Here is an 18,814-nt window from a genome sequence, read left to right as displayed (position 1 = left end):
CGTCAGGAACAGGGCGCCACGGATTGGCGCCCGACACCGCTCATGCGCGAACCGAAATACACTGCGCTGACAATGCCGACCGCGCCCATCACCGCACAGAACATCACGCAGATCCATGGGCTCCACGGCATCAGACCGATCAGCAACAGCGGGGTGATGCTCGCCCACGCGGCGTAGGCAATGTTGTAGGTGAAGGAGATGCCCGATACGCGAATCCGCGCCGGAAACAATCCGACCATCACCGATGGCACCGCGCCGACCACACCGCAGCCCAGGCCGGCGATGGCGTATGCCAGGCCCACCCAGTTACCGCCCGTGATCAAACAGCTGTAAAGCACGCCAACGCCCAATGGCAGCAGCAGGCTATACAGCATGACCGTGCGCCAGGCACCGATGCGATCGACCAGCAGCCCGGCAATCACACAGCCGACGTTGAGGAAGACAATGCCCAACGCGCTCAGGGCAAAGGTGTGACTGGCGCTCATGCCGAAGGTTTTCTGCATCATGGTCGGGGTGATGACCACGAACACCACCACCGCCGACGTCAGCACACAGGTCAGCAGCATCGCCGGCAACATCGCCAGACGATGCTCGCGCAGCACCGTGCGCAGCGGCAGTTCGACCCGCGCTTCACGCTGGGCTTCCATGGCCATGAACACCGGGGTTTCGCTCAACCAGCGGCGCAGGTAGACACCGATCACGCCGAACACACCGCCGAGCAGGAACGGATAACGCCAGGCGTAATCGAGGATTTCTGCCGGGGTGAACACCTGCGCGAGGAACGTCGCGGTCAGCGCGCCAATCAAGTAACCGAAGGTCAGCCCGGCCTGCAAAAAGCCCAGCGCGTAACCGCGATGCCCGGCAGGCGCGTGCTCGGCGACGAACACCCAGGCGCTCGGGACTTCGCCGCCGACCGCCGCGCCTTGCAGGATGCGCAGCGCCAGCAACAGCAGCGGCGCGAAATAGCCGATCTGGGCATAAGTCGGCATGATCCCGATCAGCAGGCACGGCAGCGCCATCATCAGGATGCTCAGACTGAAAACCTTTTTCCGGCCCAGGCGATCGGCGAAATGCGCCATCAGAATACCGCCCAGCGGGCGCGCCAGATAACCGGTGACGAAGATCCCGAAGCTTTGCAGCAGACGCAGCCACTCGGGCATTTCCGGCGGGAAGAACAATTGGCTGAGGGTCAGGGCGAAGAACACGAAAATGATGAAATCGTAGATCTCCAGCGCCCCGCCGAGAGCCGCAAGGCCGAGGGTCTTGTAGTCGGAACGGCTGAACGGCGCCGGTCGCGCTGTGGATTGGGCAGTCATGGCAAAGAACTCTGGCAGGCAAAAAACCAAGGCGCCCATGGTCTACGCAAATCCGCCTGGGGACAACCCGTTAGACCATAGTCCCGGATGGGCAAAACCTGCTCACAAAATGGCGGCGGTTGATTTACTGTTGAGGCTTGTCTGCAGCCACAGTCCAGTGAAAACCTGTGGGAGCGGGCTTGCTCGCGAATGCGGTGTGTCAGCCAAATCAGCGTCGACTGACACACCGCATTCGCGAGCAAGCCCGCTCCCACCCAAAGCACTCAGCGTGCTGCAGACCTGAAAATAACCATAAAAATCGAGGTACTCCCTGTGGCCGTTGATATCGAAGATAGCCGCTCCGCGCGCTTTGCCTTGCGCTGTTCAAGCTTTGCCGAACGCTGGTTCCCCGATTCCTGGGTATTCGCCGCACTGGCGGTGATCATTGTCGCGCTGGCCACTTTGGCCATGGGCGCCAAACCCACCGATGCCGCGATGGCCTTTGGCGACGGGTTCTGGAGCCTGATCCCGTTCACCATGCAAATGGCCTTCGTGGTGATTGGCGGCTACGTCGTCGCCAGTTCGCCGCCGGCGGTCAAGCTGATCGACAAACTGGCGCGCATCCCGAAAAACGGCCGCTCTGCCGTGGCCTGGGTCGCGCTGATCTCGATGGTCGCCTCGCTGCTGAACTGGGGCCTGTCGCTGGTATTCGGCGGTTTGCTGGTGCGCGCCCTCGCCCGCCGCACCGATCTGAAAATGGATTACCGCGCGGCCGGTGCGGCGGCGTATCTGGGCCTGGGCGCGGTCTGGGCGCTGGGCCTGTCCTCATCGGCGGCGCAGTTGCAGGCCAACCCGGCGAGCCTGCCGCCGGCGATCCTGTCGATCACCGGGGTGATTCCGTTCACCCAAACCATCTTCCTCTGGCAGTCCGGCGCCATGCTGCTGGCGCTGATCGTGATTTCGATCATCGTCGCCTACGCCACCGCACCCGGCCCGAACTCTGCGCGCGATGCCAAGGATTGTGGCATCGACCCGGCGTTCAACCTGCCACCGCTGCAACCGCGCACCCGTCCCGGCGAATGGCTGGAGCACAGTCCGCTGCTGATCATTTTGCTGGTGCTGCTGGCGGCCGGCTGGCTGTTCCACGAGTTCTCGACCAAACCGGCGATCACCGCGATTTCCGGGCTCAACACCTATAACTTCCTGTTCATCATGCTCGGCGCCCTGCTGCACTGGAGGCCACGCAGCTTCCTCGATGCGGTGGCCCGGGCGGTGCCGACCACCACTGGCGTGCTGATCCAGTTCCCGCTGTACGGCTCGATCGCCGCGCTGCTGACCACGGTCAAAGGTGCCGACGCACAGACCCTGGCGCATCACATCTCGACCTTCTTCGTCAGCATCGCCTCCCACGACACCTACGCGTTGCTGATGGGCGTGTACTCGGCGATTCTCGGCTTCTTCATCCCGTCCGGCGGCGGCAAGTGGATCATCGAAGCGCCGTACGTGATGCAAGTCGCCAACGATCTGCAATACCACCTCGGCTGGGCGGTACAGATCTACAATGCTGCCGAAGCCCTGCCGAACCTGATCAACCCGTTCTACATGTTGCCGCTGCTGGGCGTGCTCGGCCTGAAGGCGCGCGACCTGATCGGCTTTTCGTTCGTGCAATTGCTGGTGCACACGCCGCTGGTGCTGTTCTTGCTGTGGGTGCTGGGGACGACGTTGGCGTATACGCCGCCGGTGATGCCGTAGATTGACGAAATTGCACCTGCCTCATGGCAGGTGCAATCAATGTTGCTCGGAGGGCAGGAATCTCAACAGTTCAGGCAAAGCAACTTGAACCGTTTCCCAGACGACATCCAGATTGATGTCGAAGTAGCCATCAGCGATCCGGTTACACAATCCCGCGCATGCTGCGCCGGTTCTCGATCATACGGGACGGGCCTGTTCAAGAACCTGCTGACGAAATTTCAGCGGAAAGTCTCCCGGCGTCAGCAGGTCGACTGTAACTCCAAGCAAATCTTCAAGCTCGACCTGAAGCCCGCCGAGATCAAACAAGGTGGCACCGGGCAAGGGATCCACCAGTAGATCAAGGTCACTACCTTCCATATCGGTACCCAGCAAGGTCGAGCCAAAAACTCGTGGATTGGCCACACGGAATCTGCCGACAACCTCGCGAACGGCAGCTCGTTGCAGATCAAGAGCAATGGAGGGTTTCATGGTTCACTCAGGCCAGTTTCGATATCGCAGCAGTCTAGCAGTGCCGAAGAGCAGTAGACACCGCACCATTTGTCACCTAACTGTCACATTGCCTTGCTAGCGTCCGCCCGAAACAAACTGAAACAATTAAGCAGAACGGGCTGAAAGATGAAAGACGAGACAGTCGGCACTAACGCACCTGAATCCGACAACCCCACCGACACCAGTCGCCGCCGCTTTCTCGGCGGTGTCGCCGTCCTCGGCGTGGGCGCGACCCTGGCCGGCTGCGGCAACGCCAGCGATCAACCGGGTAAACCAGTCGAGCGCCCGCTGACCCCGACCGAGCTGGACAAGGCCCTGCGCGATCAGGTGAAAACCGTGGTGGTGATCTACGCCGAGAACCGTAGCTTCAACAACCTGTTCGGTGATTTCCCCGGTGTCGAGAAACCGCTGTCGGCGCTCAAGCCTGCCGATTATCAGCAACGTGACCGCGACGGCAGCCTGCTGCAGACGCTGCCGCCAGTCTGGGGTGGCGTGCTGCAGATCGGCCCGCAAACGCTTGATGGCGTGACCTACCCCAGCGCCACGCAGTTTCAGGAAAACCTGCCCAATGCGCCTTTCGCCCTCAAGGGCCCGAATGCCGAAGACTTGCCGTTCGGTCTGGTGACCCGCGATTTGTGGCACGTGTTCTATCAGAACCAGATGCAGATCAATGGCGGCAAGAACGATGGTTTTGTCGCCTGGGCCGACTCCGGTGGTTTGACCATGGGGCACTACGCCCAGAGCCGCTACTCGCTGCGCCTGTGGGATGTGGCGCAGGAATTCGTGTTGTGCGACAACTTCTTCCAGGGTGCCTTCGGCGGCTCGTTTCTCAACCACCAGTACCTGATCAGCGCCACCGCGCCGTTCTATCCGGACGTCGCCAATTCGGTGGCCAAGTCACAGATTGCCGCCCTGCAAAGCGATGATCCGACTGACCCGCGCCTCAAGCCACTGGAACAGTCACCCGCCAGCGCCATGACCGGCCCGCCGCAGTTCGGCCCGAGTGCGCTGACCCCGGACGGCTTCGGCGTCAACACCCTCGCTCCGCCGTACTGGCCGACGTGGATTCGCGATCCGGAACGTCCGGAATATTCCAAGGCCGATCTGCCCAACGTCATGGTGCCGCAGACCCACGAGCACATTGGCGACAAGCTGTCGAAGAAGAACGTCGACTGGGCCTGGTACGCCGGCGCCTGGCAGGCAACGCTGGATCAATACAAGGATTCGGGCGGCATTCCGAAGATCCCCAACTTCCAGTACCACCACCAGCCGTTCAACTACTTCAAGCAGCAAGGCCCGGAAAACCCGGACGAGCGCAACAAACGCCTGCGCGATGCCGGCCTGGGCGATGAATCAAGCACCAACAAGTTCTTCGCCGATGCCGAGGCCGGCAAGTTGCCGGCGGTGACGTTCTACAAGCCCCAGGGCAACCTGAACATGCACGCCGGTTATGCCGACGTCGCCTCCGGTGACCGGCACATCGTGCGCGCCCTGAAGGTGCTGCGCGAAAGCCCGCAGCGGAAAAACATGGTGGTGATCGTCACCGTCGATGAAAACGGCGGCTGGTGGGACCACGTGGCACCACCCAAGGGTGATCGCTGGGGCCCGGGGTCGCGGGTGCCGGCGCTGGTGGTGTCGCAATTCGCCCGCAAAGGCACGGTGGATCACACGGTCTACGACACGGCGTCGATCCTGCGCCTGATCACCCGAGTGTTCCAACTGGAAACCCTCGACGGCCTCAAGCAGCGCGATGAAGCGATGATCGCTCGCGGCCAGAAACCCATGGGCGATCTGACCAACGCCCTGCATTTTCAGGTCTGAAAAATGAGTTCTGCGGGCTGACGCAAAAATCCGTGAATGACGGCTTCTCTGTGCAACACGGCTGATCCACTATGAAGCGCCCCGAAACCCCGGGGAACCCACGCTGAAAAGGATCTGAGCATGTTCAAACTCGCAGGATTTACCCCCGCAGTTCTTACCCTCGCCGCGCTCACCCTGAGCGCGGCTGCCCACGCCGATGTCGACCTGAAGCTGGGCAGCACCGAGCGCGTCACTCGCCTCTTCGCCTACCCCAACAACTGCAGTGTGATCTGCTATCGCAACTGGTCGCTGGAGCAGACCGTCGCCCATTACCTGAGCCAGAGCGTGCAGCGCGATGGCTACACAAACGCCAAAGTCCTGGTGAAGAACGATAACGGGCAGATTTACGCCGAGATCAGCGGCGTCCCCGAAGGCTACGACAAACCGCTGTCGGCGCTGCTGGATGCCGGTGACCTGGCCTATACCGGCGCCAGCAAACTCAATGCCGATGGCAAATGGGCGTACAGCTGGTATCTGTTCCTGCCGCTGGGCATGGCCCTGGAAAACCGCAAGAGCGTCGAACTGCTGCACTTCCCGCCGGATTACTCGCTGACCCAGGCCCAGGATTATCTGCGCTCGAACACCACCGATCGCTGGGCCACCCTGCTGACCGTCAACGGCATCCCGACCGACCAGACGCCGGCCTATCAGACCATCATCGACATTGCGCCAATCGCCGCGCCATCCAACGCCGGCAGTGATCTGGAAGGTGTCTACGACTACTTCAAGGACTACCAGACCACGCTGGTCAAGCAGTTCAGCCAGACCGCCGCCGGCACCACCCTGCCGATGGTCGCCTTCGGTGCCCCGGTGCGTAACTGGATCAAGCAGCAATACGGCCCGACCGTGGCCGTATTGGGTCTGGCGACCATCAGCCCGAGCGCAGGGGTGAACGTGCCGGTGCTGGGTTCGAACCACCCGAGCTACATCTGGTACGCCGCCGACCCGGCCAGCTACGACGGCGATGAAGCGAAAGCCGATGCCGCCGGTTTGAAGGTCATGGGTCAGGACTTGAGCGCCGCTTGCTGGCAAGCCGGGATGGGCAGTAAACCCGGCACCGATGCGAAAGCCCTGCTCAACAGCTGTACGCAGACCTGGCAAGTGACGCAGAAGGTCAAGACCTGCGAGCTGTTCTACACCTCGATCCGCAACCTGACCCCGGCTCAGGCTGCCGCCAAATGCTCGACCACGCCGATCAAGGCCCAGTTGCAACAGCTTCAGGGCGAATTGCCGGCCCCTGCTGTTCCCGCGCCACACTTCTGATTTGCAGAAAAGACTTCCCGTGTCAGCCATTGCTGACGCGGGAAGCAGCCAATTACGCCTGTCAGATCTGACAGTAGACGGTTAGCGTCAAACACTGGAGGATTGGATCCAAACATGTTGCAGAGCTGACAGGATGTCAGACCCGAGAAGTCGCAGCATCTGGCTGACAGGGATCGTTATGAACAACCAGGCACATCAGCACCACGTTCCACGCGACGCGCCAGGCATCTACCCGTTTGCCGGGTTGCCTGTGCGTCTGGGTTTTCCGTCCACTGTCGATTTCGAAATCGTGCAGGACGAACATGGCCGCGCTGCCGTTGTGGCGCGTCGGGAGTTCCTGCGTATCACCAGAATGTGCCGCATTTCCGGACAACTGCTGCCCTACCGCTGCCGCCAGAGCCGTCAGTTGCTGAGCGGCATCCATATCTACGACCCGCGCTTTTGCGGGTTGCTCGAACATGCCTGCGATCCGAATGTTTTTCTCGACATGAGTGAATTGTGGCTGTGGGCGCTGCGCGACATTCAGCCGGGTGAACGCCTGAGCATCGACTTCGCCTCCACCGAAGACCGCTTGCTGCAGCAGTTTGCCTGCGACTGCGGCTCGCCGCGCTGTCGTGGATGGATCACCGGTTACGATGAACCACCCACGATCGAGGGCCAGCACTTTTTGCAGCGCTGGCGAGGTGCGCACTGATCGGGATTACAACGCGCCGACCGGACGCAGACGATATTGCGGCGGCAGTTGCTCGAAACCGCTGATGGTGGTGTTCAGGCTTTTCCAGCGACCGTCCTTGATGCCGTAGATGCAGCCGTGAATCGACAGGCTCTGGCCGCGATGCCAGGCGTTCTGGATGATGCTGGTGTGGGCGACGTTGGCCACTTGCTGGACGACGTTGAGCTCGCAGAGGCGGTCGACCTGCTCTTCCTCGGTCGGCAGCTTGGCCAGTTCTTCACGTTTTTCGTAATACAGGTCACGGATCGAGCGCAGCCAGCCATCGATCAGGCCGAACTGGCGATCCTGCATCGACGCGCGCACACCGCCGCAGCCATAGTGGCCGGTAACGAGGATATGTTTGACCTTGAGCACGTCGACCGCGTACTGAATCACCGACAGGCAATTGAGGTCGGTGTGCAGCACCACGTTGGCGACGTTGCGGTGTACGAACAGATCGCCCGGCAGCATGCCGACGATCTCGTTGGCCGGCACCCGTGCGTCGGAGCAGCCGATCCACAGATATTCCGGGGTCTGCTGGCGCGCCAGCTTGGCGAAGAAATCCGGGTCTTCCTTGGTGATCGCGTCAGCCCAGCGCTCGTTGTTATCAATCAGGTCTTGTAAGTCGTGCATGGTTAAGGCCTCAAGAAAGATGCGCAGGTATGACAAACGACCGCCCGTCGGGGTCACGCAAGGATCGCAAGTGTTTTCGTTGGAATTCTCGTGTGCCCGGTGTGTCCACCTCAGTAAGGCCCACAGTATGAGGATTTGCCATGACTGATTCACGACGTCCGTTCGATGCGGTGCAACCGGAACCCATCGATGATAACGAAGACCGCATGGGCTCGGTGCATGAGCTGGATTTCGATGAAGACGAACCCAGCGCAAAAATCGGCGACGAGATTCCCGAGCGCGAGCGCGAGCAACTGATGCCCGACGAACGGGTGCGCGAGGCGGGTTTTACCGGCGCATCAACTGCTGACCATGAACCGACCGACGATGACCTGAGCCCGGAAACCCTGATTCATGAGGACGGTGCACGTGATGCCGAGGAGGCTGGCGAAGGCAATCAGGCGGATTGGGATCTGAGCATTGTCGACGAGGACGACATTGGCGGGGGTAACGGCCTGGATGAGGCGGAGCTGGCGCGGCGTGATCCGCTGGATGGCAATCGCTGATCTGTATTGCCTGTAAGGATGCCTTCGCGAGCAAGCCCACTCCCACAGGGAATTGAGACACGACTCAAAACCAATGTGGGAGCGGGCTTGCTCGCGAAGCTTTTAAATATGTTCAGTCGACCAGGGTGCAGGCCATCACTACGGCATCTTCACGCCCGCCCACCGCCGGATAGTAATCCCGCCGCCGGCCAATCTCGTTGAAGCCATAGCGCTCGTACAACCTGAACGCTGCAGTATTGCTGTCGCGCACCTCCAGGAAACACTCCCGCGCCGAGGCCGCATACGCCTGTGACATCAGATGCTCAAGCAGCGCCAGCCCCAGCCCACGCCCCTGATTCTCCGGTTTGACCGTGATGTTCAGCAGGTGCGCCTCGTCGAGAATGATCTGCACCACTCCGTGGCCGACCTGTTGCTGACCTTCGAACATCAGCCAGATCTGGTATTTGCCCAGCCCGTCGAGAAAAATCCCGCGGGTCCAGGGATGGCTGTACGCCGCGTATTCGATCTTCAATACCGCGTCCAGGTCCGCCTCGGTCATCGGGCGGAACGATACAGCTTCACTCATTCGATGGTTTCCAGCGCGCCATCAGCCGACGCATGGCTTGCCACACAGCGGCTTTGCGCTGTGGCTCTTCCATTAACAATTCCAGACCGGGGATGGCCCAGGCCAGGCCCAGGCCTTCGATCTGCAATTCACTATTGAACGCTTCGGCGTCCGCTTCACCGGCAAAACGCACCGCCGGCAGGCCGATCAGCCACAGGCAGGCGCAAGGCGCCGCTTCCATTTGTACCGAAAGAAAACCCTGAACGAAGTCGCGTGCCGCTTCCGGGCCCTGATCCAGGGTGCCGCGGTTCAGCCACGGCCAGCGCACCGGCTCGCCGACGATCTGCGGCGCATCCGGCAGACCGGCGGCGCGCAACATGTCCTTGAGCAACAGATAGGCCGGATCGCGGCTCTGGAACGCTTCGCCTGTGGGTAACTCGACCAGCAGCAGGCAAGCCCCGGCGCGCAGCAGTTGCAGGGCAAACCGCGGTGGCGGCACGGGGGCGGGTTTGACCACCACTGGCGCCTCTTCGACCTCTGCCACCGGTTTGGCACCGGTACGGGTACTGGCGAGCGACGGGCGCGGCACCTCGATTTTCGGCCGTTCGACCGGGCGCGGTGCACTCTGCACCGGGGCTTCGGCCTGAACAACCGGCACCGCCGCCACCTCTGGCTCAGGCTCGGGCATGTCCAGCAGCTCGGGCCGCGATGGGGCGGCGAAAGGCAATTCGGTGCGCGGCAGCCAGTTGACCACCTGCATGGCGTTCAAATAGGCGCGGCGGCGGGACTCGATAAGCAAAGGTCGGCCACTTGTGGATAACTGAAAGTGTGCTGATTCTACCGCCCTTCGCTCAAGATCGCCCGTTGTTGATCGATAGTCTTGATCCCGTCTTTAATCCGGGAAAAAGCGACAGCCCGTCCCGAGAGTGAATCGCATCCCTCCTGATGCAGTACAATCGCGGCTTTTAATCGCCAACCAGCCGGCCATTCCGATGATCGAACCCAAGCGCGTCTTGCGCGCCCTCGCTGAACACTGGGCACTTCTGGAGCCACTGTGCGAGCACTTCGACCAAGGCACCCTGAGCCTCAACGAACTGCGCACGCAACTGGCCGCCCAACAACTGGACAGCACGCCGCAGGACATCACCAGCCTGCTCGACGTGTGGATTCGCCTGGACATTCTGGTGCCCGTGGCGAAAAGCCCGAACCGTTTCGAGCTGAACGCGCAGATCCACGACTTCCTCGCTTACCTGCGCCGTGAGCACCGGCTGGGCCTGTGCCTGGAAATCGAAGCCTATCTGCGCCACCTCGAACGGCTGGCCGGCTACATTCAGGACGCGTTCGATGTGCGCGACGGCAACGACCTCGCCCGTCAGTTGCGTTTGCTCGACATGCGCGTGCGCGACGTGCTGAAGAAACTCGACAACGACGAACAGGCGCTGGTGGCCGTCGCCGAACGGGCCAAGACCAGCGACCGGCAGATTCCGCTGCGTCAGCGTTACGCCGAAGTCCTGGCGACCTGGGACGAATACGTCGAGCCGATGATCGATCTGGTGAACGCCGACGGCGCCTTCGAACAAGGCGTGCGCAAGGTTGAAACCGTGCTGTTGAAGATGCTCAGCGAACAGCAGCGCCTCGGCCATCTGGTTGATGACGACATGCTGCTGCGCACCCACGCGCGTATCCTCGAAATGCAGACCAGCGCCCAGTTGACCCTGCGTCACGCCCGCGAACTGCTGCTGCCGCTGCGTGAAGAAGCACGCCGCCACAACGCCGTGACCCGTGGTGCCGCGCTGGCGCTGGCGGCGATTCGCCGTAAAGGCATCGATGCCGTGCCGCAAGCGGCGATGCCGCTGTTCACCCGGCCGCAAAGCACCTTCCTCGGCAGCGCCAGTCAGGTCGAGGCTTACGTCTACGCTCTGGCGCGCTTCGAGCCGAAACCGGCGCGTTTCCCCAAGGCGCACAAAACGCAGAAGTCCGGAGATGCCCCGCGTGCACCGCGCACCGTGCGCGAGATGGTCGAGCGTTGCGAAGAGTCCCTGCCAATGCCGGATCTGATGACCTGGCTGCTGGAGCAGGAACCGGACGGCGCCACCGACGAATTGCTCTACTGGTTCTCGCGCCTGTCGCGGGAAAAACGCTTCAAGCGCGAGCGTCTGGAACGCCGCGAATACCACACTCACGAGCACCAGGTCAGCCTGCGCTCCTTCGCCCTGCTCTCGGCCCGCGACTCCGCCGCCGAGGATTCTGCGAGCATCCCAAATGCATCTTGATCTATCCGAACTGTCCCAACTGGCGCCGATCTTCCGCGAGCTGTTCAAGGGCTATCACGTCAGCCGCCGCGACCCGGAACTGTACGCGCAACTGTCGAACTTCCAGGATCAATACCGCACGCTGTTCAAGGCGCTGGGGTTCGAGCTGGTCTGCGACACCCGTGGTTTCTACTACTTCGTGCCGGACATGGCGGCGGCGGCGGTGAACAAGACGGCCCAGCGTCTGGCGCTGTTCACCTTCATTCTCGTCGAGCATCTGGCCGATCAGGGCCGCGACCCGATCGCCGTGCTCGACGGCGGCAGCCTCGGCCGCGAAGAGCTGCCATCGCTGCTGGAGAAATACCGCGACCTGTTCATCCAGGCCGAAGTGCAGACCGTTGAAGAGCTGGAAGAAAAAATCATGCGCCGCATGACCCAGCTCGGTTTCGCCGGTGAAGAAAACGGCGTGTACCGTTTCCTGCCGCCGATGCACCGCTTCCTCGATGTGTGCCTGTCGGTGCAGCAGGACCGCGATCTGGCGGCCAGCGTACACAGCGTGCTGCCGCTGCCGGCACCGGTGCTGATCGACGAAGCCGCCGAAGCCAAATGCCTCGAAACCGACGATCCGCTTGATCTCAGCGAATTTGAGGAAGAGAGCGAAGAAGAGAGCGAAGAAGACGCACTGGCTAGAGCCATTGCCGAAGAACAGGAGTCCGACGCATGAGCCAGGAACGCTACGGCATCCGCCGCTTTGCCCTTTTGAACACCGCCGGTTACAGCCTCGGCCTGTTCCCGCTGGAAGAACCGTTGTCGGTCTACGGCGCGAACAACCTCGGGAAATCGGCGTCGATCAACGCCTTGCAGTTCCCGATTCTCGCGCGCATGTCGGACATGAGTTTCGGCAAGTACAGCCTGGAACAATCGCGGCGTTTCTACTTCGCCTCCGACACCAGTTACATCCTCGTCGAAGTCAATCTGCCCCACGGCCCGCACGTGATCGGCGTGGTCGGTCGCGGCCCTGGTGGTGGTTTCGGTCACCAGTTCTTCGCTTACGCCGGCAAGCTCGACCTGGCGCATTACCAGAAGAACGACACCTGCCTGCGGCAGAAAGAGCTGTTCAGCAACCTTGAGAAAGAAGGCCTGAAAGCCTACGAACTCAAGCCGGACGAATTGCGTCGCTTGCTGGTCGGCGGGCACACGTCGATCCCGCTCGACCTGACCCTGATCCCGCTGCGCTCCACCAGCGAGCAGAGCCTGAAGACCTTCCGCGCGCTGTTCATCAACCTGCTGCATATGCGCGAAATCACCGCGGCCAAGTTGAAGCAACTGTTCCTCGATGCCTTCGAGCACAGCCTGCGTTCCGGCAGCGTCGACTACATCGCCGCGTGCGAAGAAGCCTTCCGCGATGTACGCCGGATGGAGCAGGACTACAACTCGCTGGTCGCCGCCGGGCCGCTAGTCGAAGCCTTGGCCAACGGCGTGAAGCAGCGCGATGTGCTACGCGGCAAACTGCATCGCCTGTCGCCGCTGCTCGATTCGTTGCTCGGCACCTGGTCGGACTACGCCACGGCGCGCAAGGAAGAGCTGACGATCCAGGCCGAACACTACCGTCGCGAGCAGGACGATCTGCAAAACGATCAACGCGGTGGCACCCAGGAACTGATGCGTCTGGAGCGGGAAATCTCCGGCATCCAGCGCTGGCTCGGTGAGTTGTCGGTGCTGAAAAACCGCTTCGCGCTGGTCGATGACGTCAAGGTGCTGGAGCAGCAACTGCTCGCCGCCAAGGACGCGCACGACGAACTGGCCGGTGCGCTGGCACAGTCCCGGCAGTTCAGCGCCGAGGATCTGGAAGAACGTCTGCGCGATCTGGAAAAACGCCTGAAGTCGGTGAAACAGCAACTCGATCACGCCGACAACAACAGCTACGCCCGCCTGCGTGAGGAGTTCTCGCAGCAGGACGTCGAGCGCCTGATGCGCCTGTTCAACAGCGCGCTGTTCAGCCTGCCGCTGGGCGAACATGGCATCACCCTCGACGAGGATGGCGAGTGGGTCAAATCGGTCGAGCTGATCCTCGATGGCTTCAAGGGCGAGCGCTTCGAAGTGCCGGGCCTGTCGATCGACATCTCGCACATCGAGCCGCCGGCTCTGCAAGCGCTGGCCGACCGCGCCGCGCTGCGTGACCAGAAAGAACGTCTGGAAAAAGAGCTCAAGCAACTCAAGACCCAGCAAGCCGTGGCCGCCGACCGCGCCGCGAGCAAGACCCAGACCGAAGCGCTGTACCAGCAAGTGCTGGATGCGCAGAAAGCCCTGGAAGATTTCCGTCGCACCCAGACCCTTAGCGCCGAAGAAGGCGACAAGCTCGAGCAACTGGCGCAGATGGAAGCCGCGCAAGACGAACTCAAGCGTTCCAGCGATGCGTTCACCGAGCGCGTCCAGCAACTGTCGGCCAAGTTGCAATTGGTCGGTCGGCAGATCGCCGACATGGAAGCCAAGCAGCGCACCCTCGATGACGCCCTGCGCCGTCGTCAGTTGCTGCCGGCCGACCTGCCGTTCGGTACGCCGTTCATGGATCCGGTCGACGATTCGATGGACAACCTGCTGCCGCTGCTCAACGACTATCAGGACAGCTGGCAAGGCCTGCTGCGCGCTGACGGGCAGATCGAAGCGCTGTACGCGCAAGTGCGCCTCAAAGGCGTGGCCAAGTTCGACAGCGAAGACGACATGGAGCGCCGTCTGTCGTTGCTGATCAACGCTTACGCGCACCGTACCGACGAAGCCCTGACGTTGGGCAAGGCGCGGCGTGCGGCGGTCACCGACATCGCCCGGACTCTGCGCAACATCCGCAGCGACTACGACAGCCTCGAGCATCAACTGGCGCTGTTCAACCGCGAGATCAACAAACGTCAGGTGTCCAACCTGCAGAGCTTCCGCATCGTCCTGGCGCCGAACAAGGAAGCGCTCAAGCACATCGACCAGATCATCCACAGCGCCGGTCAGTACGAAGAAGGCGAAACCCTGTCGGTGTTCGACCTGAGCCAGAGCGCCGAACAGGACAACAAGAACGAAGAGGCCAAGGAATACCTGGCGCGGCTGGTGGCGGCGAACCACAACCAGCTCGGTCTCAAGGACTTGTTCGAACTGGCGTTCGAGATCACCAAGGTCAACGGCCAGCCAGTGATCCACACCGACATCGACGGCGCGGCGTCCAACGGCACCACCATGACCATCAAGGCGCTGACCAACATGTACTTGTTGCTGCACTTGATGGATCGCGATCTGGCCGGTCGCGTGCGCCTGCCCTACTACCTCGACGAGGCGGCGGACATCGACGAGAAGAACCAGGCAGCGCTGCTGGAAACCAGCCTGCAATTGGGCTTCGTGCCGATTCTGGCGAGTGTGAAGCCGCAGGTCTGCGCCAGTGTCGCCATCGACCTGGAAGGCGGCAGCGGCCCGGCGGGGATCTACATCGACGAGGCGGACTGGAAGTACATCCGCCGCCATGACGTGGTGAAAGCCACCGTCAATGTGCAAGCCGATGAGCCGGAACTGGATGAAGTTTGATCGGCTTTAGCTGAAAACCAAAAAGGGCCGCGATCTGTTGGGATCGCGGCCCTTTTTTATGGCTTTGGATTTGTGCTGAATTGAAGGCCTCATCGCTGGCAAGCCAGCTCCCACAGTTTTTGCGTTGAACACAAATTCTGTATACAACGCGCGCCCTGTGGGAGCTGGCTTGCCAGCGAAGGCGTCGTTGTAGACGCCACATCAATTCCGGATTACTTACCGAGCGAAATCTTCGGCGCCCAGGTCAGCCACTCATCCTCGAACTTGTCGAACAACGGGAACGTCTGCTCAGGCCGTGCCGGGTTGCCCATGCGCTCACCGTCAGGCGTAGCGAAGGCGATGCCACCCTGAATCGCCGTCTCCAGCGACTCCGTGCGCACCGTCAGGCCATTGAACAAGCCGATGTCGAAACCGACGCCGCTGGTGTTCCAGAAGCGGCTGCCGCTGCGCACCAGCGGCGCATATTTCGGTTCGATCAAAATGTGCACCAACACCCGGTCAGCCGTCTGCCCCAGTTCATAACCGGTGACCTTGCCCACGGTGATTTCGCGGTAGGTCACGGGCACACCCGGTTTCAGCGAGCCACGGCGCGCGGCGCTCAAGACCAGACTCAAGCCGGCTTCTTGCTTGCTCACTTCCGGCGGATTGGCCAGTGCGACGAAGTTCTTCTGCGGGCCAAGGTTTTTCGCCGCCGGCTGCACTTCCACATACTGCCCGGTGACCAGGGTTTCCAGGTTGGAAGTCTTCATCAGACCCAACTCAGGCTTGACCACCCAGAACTGACTGCCGACCCGCGCAATGCGCTCCGGCACTTCGGTGATGCGCGCAGTGAGCAGCACCGATTGCAAGTCATCAGCCAGATCAACACTTTCGATCTTGCCGACGTCCAGCCCCTTGAATCGAACCGGGGTGCCGCTGCGCAGGCCGTCGGCGCGATCAACCTTGATCGTCACCAAAGTGCCTTTCTGGTTCGCCTCATCGTGGTTGGCGAAAAGACGGAAGCGCGGAATACGCTTTTGCAGCGGCGCCTTGGCTTGCGGTGTTTCAAAGGCAATGCCGCCGGCCATCAACGTCTGCAACGACTCGCTCTTCACTTGAATCCCGCCCGTCAGACCACCGGTGAGGGTGATGCCGCTGACATTCCAGAAGCGTGTCGACGCGTTGACCAGGTTTTCGTATTCCTTCTCGATATGCACGCCGATGACGATTTGTTTTTTGGTCTTGGAGAACTGATAGCTCTGTACCGAACCGACCTTGACCTGTTTGTACAGAATCGGACTGCCGACTTCGATCGAACCCAGAACATCGGTGAACAGCACCAGGTGCAGCCCAGGTGAACGCAGATCCAGCGGCGGCGCTTTTGGCCGTGCCTCGAATTCGCGTTTCGGCGCGGCACCTTTGTCGCCCGGACGCACGGCGATGTAATTGCCTTTGACCAGCGCTTCGAGCCCGGTGATACCGGCCAGGGAAATCGACGGTTTGACCACCCAGAACTGCGTGCCCTCGACCAGATAGTCTTCCGCCAGAGGATCGAGCGTCAGCTCGGCCGTGGCGCTGTTCAGATCCGGATCGATTTTCAACGCTTTCATGTTGCCGACCTGAATGCCCTTGTACATCACCGGCGTACGGCCGGCCTGCAGACCTTCGAAGTCACTGAGTTTGACCTTGACCCGAATGCCGGCAGCGGCGGCGTCGAAGTCTTCATAGAGACGGAACGGCAGGCTTGGATCGGTGGGCGGACTGTCCTTGCGATTCTCTGGTGTGGCGAAGGCGATGCCGCCGGCGACGATGCTCGCCAGAGACTCGCTGCGTACTTTCACCCCGGACAGGTTGGCGTCGATGCTGATGCCGCTGGCATTCCAGAAACGCGTGTGTTTGCGCACCAGTTTGGCGTAGGTCGGCTCGATGAACACTTTGAGCTCAACGGTGCTCTGGTCTTCAGACAGCACGTAGCTTTTGATCTGACCGACTTTGATCTGCTTGTAGAACACCGGGCTGCCACGGTTCAGCGAACCGAGGCGATCGGCCTTGATGGTCAGGTGCAGACCCGGCTTGGAGTCCGACAGCGGCGGCTCTTCGGCCAGCGCCTTGAACTTGCGGGTGGGCTCGCCTTCGCCGGGGCTGATGGCCACGTAGTTACCCGAAACCAGGGTTTCCAGACCGGTGATACCGGCCAGCGTCACGCTCGGTTTCACCAACCAGAAGCGCGTGCTGGTCTTGAGGTATTGCTCGACGTCCTTGTTCATCTCGACGGTGGCAATCACCCCTTTGGAGTTGCCCTCGTCATCAAGTTTGAGCGTCTTCACCTTACCCACCGGCATGCCCTTGTAGACCACTTCGGTCTTGTTGGCCTGGATGCCTTCACCGCTTTCGAAACGCACCTGAATCTCGATGCCGGTTTCGTTATAGGCACGCCAGCCGAGCCAGCCGCCGATGATCAGGGCAATCAGGGGCAGTACCCAAATGGCAGACCAGTTGGAGGCCGGTCGGGTTTTCGCTACAGGCAAATCAGTCATGGTCGTCGTCCGACTCCGTGTTATCCCAAATCAGTCGGGGATCGAAAGTTACTGCGGCAAGCATCGTCAGAATCACCACACTGGCGAAAGCGATGGCGCCAAGATTGGCTTCGACACTGGCAAGCCGGCCGAAATTGACGACCGCCACCAGAATGGCGATCACAAAAATATCGAGCATCGACCAGCGACCGATGAACTCGATAAAGCGGTACATCCAAATGCGCTGCCGCGCCGACAACGGCTGACGTCGCTGCACCGAAAACAGCAGCAGCGCGATGCCCACGAGTTTGAAGGTCGGCACCAGAATACTGGCGATGAATACTACGGCGGCAATCGGGATCATGCCGTGTTGTACCAGCTGGATCACGCCGGACATGATGGTGCTCGGATCGCCCTGACCCAACGAGCTGACCGTCATGATCGGCAACACATTGGCCGGGATGTAGATAATCGCAGCCGTGATCAGAAGGGCCCAGGTGCGGGCCAGACTGTTCGGGCGACGAGCGTGAACCAGCGCGCCGCAGCGGGTGCAGGTCTGCTCGTCGGTATCCGCATCCTGTTTGTTCAATTCATGGCATTCGGTACAGATCAGAATGCCCGCATCAATCGCCCGCATGGGCATCCTCTCCTGATAACGCCTGCCAGATCTGGTGCGGTGACATCACCACTTCCAGCCAGACCTGAACCAACAACAAACCGATGAAACACGCCAGACCGAGGCCGACGGTGATGGCCGCCATGTCCGCCAGTTTGACGATCGCCACGAGGACGCCCATGAGGTAGACCTCGAGCATTCCCCAGTCTTTGAGGTGGTGATAAATGCGGTAGAGCAACAAGCCGTAACTACGGCCGATATCAAAACGGATCGACAGCAATACCATGAGCTGACACAACAGCTTGAGCAGTGGAATCGCCATGCTGCAGAGGAACACAACCACCGAAACGCCGCGCATGTCGGTATTGAACAACCCGACAACGCCAGTCCAGACCGTGTCCTGCGAAGACTGCCCGAGTACATTGAGCTTCATGATCGGTAAAAAGTTCGCCGGCACGTAGAGCAACAGTGCGGCGATGACCAGGGCCAGGCTGCGTTGCACAACATTGTGACGATGGGCATACAACTCGTAACCGCAGCGCGGGCAGAGCGCTTTCTCGCCATGGGCAAGCTTGGGCTTGCGCATCAGCAGGTCGCACTCATGACAGGCCACCAAGTCTTCCAGCGGTAAATCTGACAGCCCTGGGGCGTCAACCGGATCTGACATAAAGGCTCTGGCTCCGAAAAAGATGGGGCTATTCTAGTGTTCTGATTCGAAAATAACTGTGCAAAATTGTTCGCTGGCTAAGCAAAAATACTTTCCTGCGGGCAAAACAAAACCCCAACTGCTTTCGCAA

The 18,814-nt window shown here is 61.0% G+C and carries 16 protein-coding genes and 1 pseudogene; 8 read left to right on the top strand and 9 right to left on the bottom strand.

All coding sequences use genetic code 11. The annotated features are described in order from the left end of the window. Nucleotides 1-2 precede the first annotated feature (2 nt). Nucleotides 3-1,316: an MFS transporter gene (locus NTD85_RS23275; RefSeq protein WP_262143311.1), complete on the bottom strand. Its 1,314-nt coding sequence runs from the start codon at nucleotides 1,314-1,316 to the stop codon at nucleotides 3-5. Between the two features lie 312 nt (nucleotides 1,317-1,628). Here NTD85_RS23275 and NTD85_RS23270 point away from each other — a divergent pair, with 312 nt between their 5' ends. Next, on the top strand, nucleotides 1,629-3,047 hold the full coding sequence (locus NTD85_RS23270) for a short-chain fatty acid transporter (protein ID WP_007961537.1): 1,419 nt from the start codon (nucleotides 1,629-1,631) through the stop codon (nucleotides 3,045-3,047). Between the two features lie 36 nt (nucleotides 3,048-3,083). Here NTD85_RS23270 and NTD85_RS23265 read toward each other — a convergent pair. After that, nucleotides 3,084-3,200: pseudogene (locus NTD85_RS23265) on the bottom strand (HepT-like ribonuclease domain-containing protein); the annotation flags it as partial. Nucleotides 3,201-3,224: 24 nt separating this feature from the next. Then, on the bottom strand, nucleotides 3,225-3,515 hold the full coding sequence (locus tag NTD85_RS23260) for a nucleotidyltransferase family protein (RefSeq protein WP_262143310.1): 291 nt from the start codon (nucleotides 3,513-3,515) through the stop codon (nucleotides 3,225-3,227). A gap of 147 nt (nucleotides 3,516-3,662) precedes the next feature. On the opposite strand from NTD85_RS23260, the gene acpA reads away from it, so the two are divergent. From acpA to NTD85_RS23245, 3 genes are all read left to right on the top strand, one after another. Beyond that, the gene (gene acpA / locus NTD85_RS23255) at nucleotides 3,663-5,357 is read left to right on the top strand and encodes an acid phosphatase (protein ID WP_262143309.1); all 1,695 of its coding nucleotides are present in this window, start codon (nucleotides 3,663-3,665) and stop codon (nucleotides 5,355-5,357) included. Between the two features lie 120 nt (nucleotides 5,358-5,477). After that, a complete protein-coding gene (locus tag NTD85_RS23250) occupies nucleotides 5,478-6,659 on the top strand; it encodes a hypothetical protein (RefSeq protein ID WP_262143308.1) in 1,182 nt (393 codons plus the stop codon). 178 nt (nucleotides 6,660-6,837) lie between these two features. Further along, on the top strand, nucleotides 6,838-7,353 hold the full coding sequence (locus NTD85_RS23245) for a lysine methyltransferase (RefSeq protein WP_103486148.1): 516 nt from the start codon (nucleotides 6,838-6,840) through the stop codon (nucleotides 7,351-7,353). A 6-nt stretch (nucleotides 7,354-7,359) separates the two neighbouring features. Here the strand turns inward: NTD85_RS23245 and can are convergent, their stop codons facing one another. Further along, nucleotides 7,360-8,004 (bottom strand): carbonate dehydratase, encoded by a 645-nt coding sequence (can, locus tag NTD85_RS23240; protein WP_003228196.1) that lies wholly within the window; start codon nucleotides 8,002-8,004, stop codon nucleotides 7,360-7,362. A gap of 140 nt (nucleotides 8,005-8,144) precedes the next feature. On the opposite strand from can, the gene NTD85_RS23235 reads away from it, so the two are divergent. Beyond that, complete coding sequence (locus tag NTD85_RS23235; protein ID WP_003228197.1) at nucleotides 8,145-8,549, top strand: hypothetical protein; 405 nt, start codon at nucleotides 8,145-8,147, stop codon at nucleotides 8,547-8,549. A gap of 112 nt (nucleotides 8,550-8,661) precedes the next feature. Here the strand turns inward: NTD85_RS23235 and rimI are convergent, their stop codons facing one another. After that, nucleotides 8,662-9,114, bottom strand: coding sequence for a ribosomal protein S18-alanine N-acetyltransferase (rimI, locus tag NTD85_RS23230; RefSeq protein WP_262143307.1), 453 nt, complete (start codon nucleotides 9,112-9,114; stop codon nucleotides 8,662-8,664). After that, a complete protein-coding gene (locus NTD85_RS23225; protein WP_003228200.1) occupies nucleotides 9,107-9,853 on the bottom strand; it encodes a hypothetical protein in 747 nt (248 codons plus the stop codon). The genes rimI and NTD85_RS23225 overlap by 8 nt, the downstream gene beginning before the upstream one ends. A gap of 232 nt (nucleotides 9,854-10,085) precedes the next feature. Here NTD85_RS23225 and mksB point away from each other — a divergent pair, with 232 nt between their 5' ends. From mksB to mksF, 3 genes are read left to right on the top strand one after another with little or no spacing between them, the layout of a single operon-like run. Next, nucleotides 10,086-11,366 (top strand): Mks condensin complex protein MksB, encoded by a 1,281-nt coding sequence (gene mksB / locus NTD85_RS23220; RefSeq protein ID WP_003228202.1) that lies wholly within the window; start codon nucleotides 10,086-10,088, stop codon nucleotides 11,364-11,366. Then, nucleotides 11,356-12,069, top strand: coding sequence for an Mks condensin complex protein MksE (mksE, locus tag NTD85_RS23215; protein ID WP_262143306.1), 714 nt, complete (start codon nucleotides 11,356-11,358; stop codon nucleotides 12,067-12,069). Before mksB ends, mksE begins: the two co-directional genes overlap by 11 nt. Continuing rightward, entirely contained in the window at nucleotides 12,066-14,906 is a 2,841-nt protein-coding gene (gene mksF / locus NTD85_RS23210) for an Mks condensin complex protein MksF (RefSeq protein WP_003228206.1), read from the top strand. Before mksE ends, mksF begins: the two co-directional genes overlap by 4 nt. Nucleotides 14,907-15,118: 212 nt before the next feature. Here mksF and NTD85_RS23205 read toward each other — a convergent pair whose 3' ends face one another. Genes NTD85_RS23205 through NTD85_RS23195 form a run of 3 tightly spaced genes read right to left on the bottom strand, consistent with a single transcriptional unit; the run spans nucleotide 15,119 to nucleotide 18,684 of the window. Then, nucleotides 15,119-17,422, bottom strand: a complete 2,304-nt coding sequence (locus NTD85_RS23205; RefSeq protein ID WP_003228208.1) for a PqiB family protein — start codon at nucleotides 17,420-17,422, stop codon at nucleotides 15,119-15,121. Beyond that, nucleotides 17,415-18,038, bottom strand: coding sequence for a paraquat-inducible protein A (locus NTD85_RS23200; protein WP_007961513.1), 624 nt, complete (start codon nucleotides 18,036-18,038; stop codon nucleotides 17,415-17,417). The genes NTD85_RS23205 and NTD85_RS23200 overlap by 8 nt, the downstream gene beginning before the upstream one ends. After that, complete coding sequence (locus NTD85_RS23195) at nucleotides 18,025-18,684, bottom strand: paraquat-inducible protein A (protein WP_045122636.1); 660 nt, start codon at nucleotides 18,682-18,684, stop codon at nucleotides 18,025-18,027. The genes NTD85_RS23200 and NTD85_RS23195 overlap by 14 nt, the downstream gene beginning before the upstream one ends. Nucleotides 18,685-18,814 lie beyond the last annotated feature (130 nt).

This window comes from Pseudomonas sp. 13B_3.2_Bac1 (assembly GCF_025466205.1).
Classification (GTDB): domain Bacteria; phylum Pseudomonadota; class Gammaproteobacteria; order Pseudomonadales; family Pseudomonadaceae; genus Aquipseudomonas; species Aquipseudomonas fluorescens_H.
This window is presented reverse-complemented; position numbering and strand designations above follow the sequence as displayed.

Bases quoted from the DNA above. Each gene is read 5' to 3' on its own strand.
- NTD85_RS23275 (WP_262143311.1), bottom strand. From the start codon at position 1,316: ATGACTGCCCAATCCACAGCGCGACCGGCGCCGTTCAGCCGTTCCGAC.
- NTD85_RS23260 (WP_262143310.1), bottom strand. From the start codon at position 3,515: ATGAAACCCTCCATTGCTCTTGATCTGCAACGAGCTGCCGTTCGCGAG.
- acpA (WP_262143309.1), top strand. From the start codon at position 3,663: ATGAAAGACGAGACAGTCGGCACTAACGCACCTGAATCCGACAACCCC.
- NTD85_RS23250 (WP_262143308.1), top strand. From the start codon at position 5,478: ATGTTCAAACTCGCAGGATTTACCCCCGCAGTTCTTACCCTCGCCGCG.
- NTD85_RS23245 (WP_103486148.1), top strand. From the start codon at position 6,838: ATGAACAACCAGGCACATCAGCACCACGTTCCACGCGACGCGCCAGGC.
- can (WP_003228196.1), bottom strand. From the start codon at position 8,004: ATGCACGACTTACAAGACCTGATTGATAACAACGAGCGCTGGGCTGAC.
- NTD85_RS23235 (WP_003228197.1), top strand. From the start codon at position 8,145: ATGACTGATTCACGACGTCCGTTCGATGCGGTGCAACCGGAACCCATC.
- rimI (WP_262143307.1), bottom strand. From the start codon at position 9,114: ATGAGTGAAGCTGTATCGTTCCGCCCGATGACCGAGGCGGACCTGGAC.
- NTD85_RS23225 (WP_003228200.1), bottom strand. From the start codon at position 9,853: ATGCAGGTGGTCAACTGGCTGCCGCGCACCGAATTGCCTTTCGCCGCC.
- mksB (WP_003228202.1), top strand. From the start codon at position 10,086: ATGATCGAACCCAAGCGCGTCTTGCGCGCCCTCGCTGAACACTGGGCA.
- mksE (WP_262143306.1), top strand. From the start codon at position 11,356: ATGCATCTTGATCTATCCGAACTGTCCCAACTGGCGCCGATCTTCCGC.
- mksF (WP_003228206.1), top strand. From the start codon at position 12,066: ATGAGCCAGGAACGCTACGGCATCCGCCGCTTTGCCCTTTTGAACACC.
- NTD85_RS23205 (WP_003228208.1), bottom strand. From the start codon at position 17,422: ATGACTGATTTGCCTGTAGCGAAAACCCGACCGGCCTCCAACTGGTCT.
- NTD85_RS23200 (WP_007961513.1), bottom strand. From the start codon at position 18,038: ATGCGGGCGATTGATGCGGGCATTCTGATCTGTACCGAATGCCATGAA.
- NTD85_RS23195 (WP_045122636.1), bottom strand. From the start codon at position 18,684: ATGTCAGATCCGGTTGACGCCCCAGGGCTGTCAGATTTACCGCTGGAA.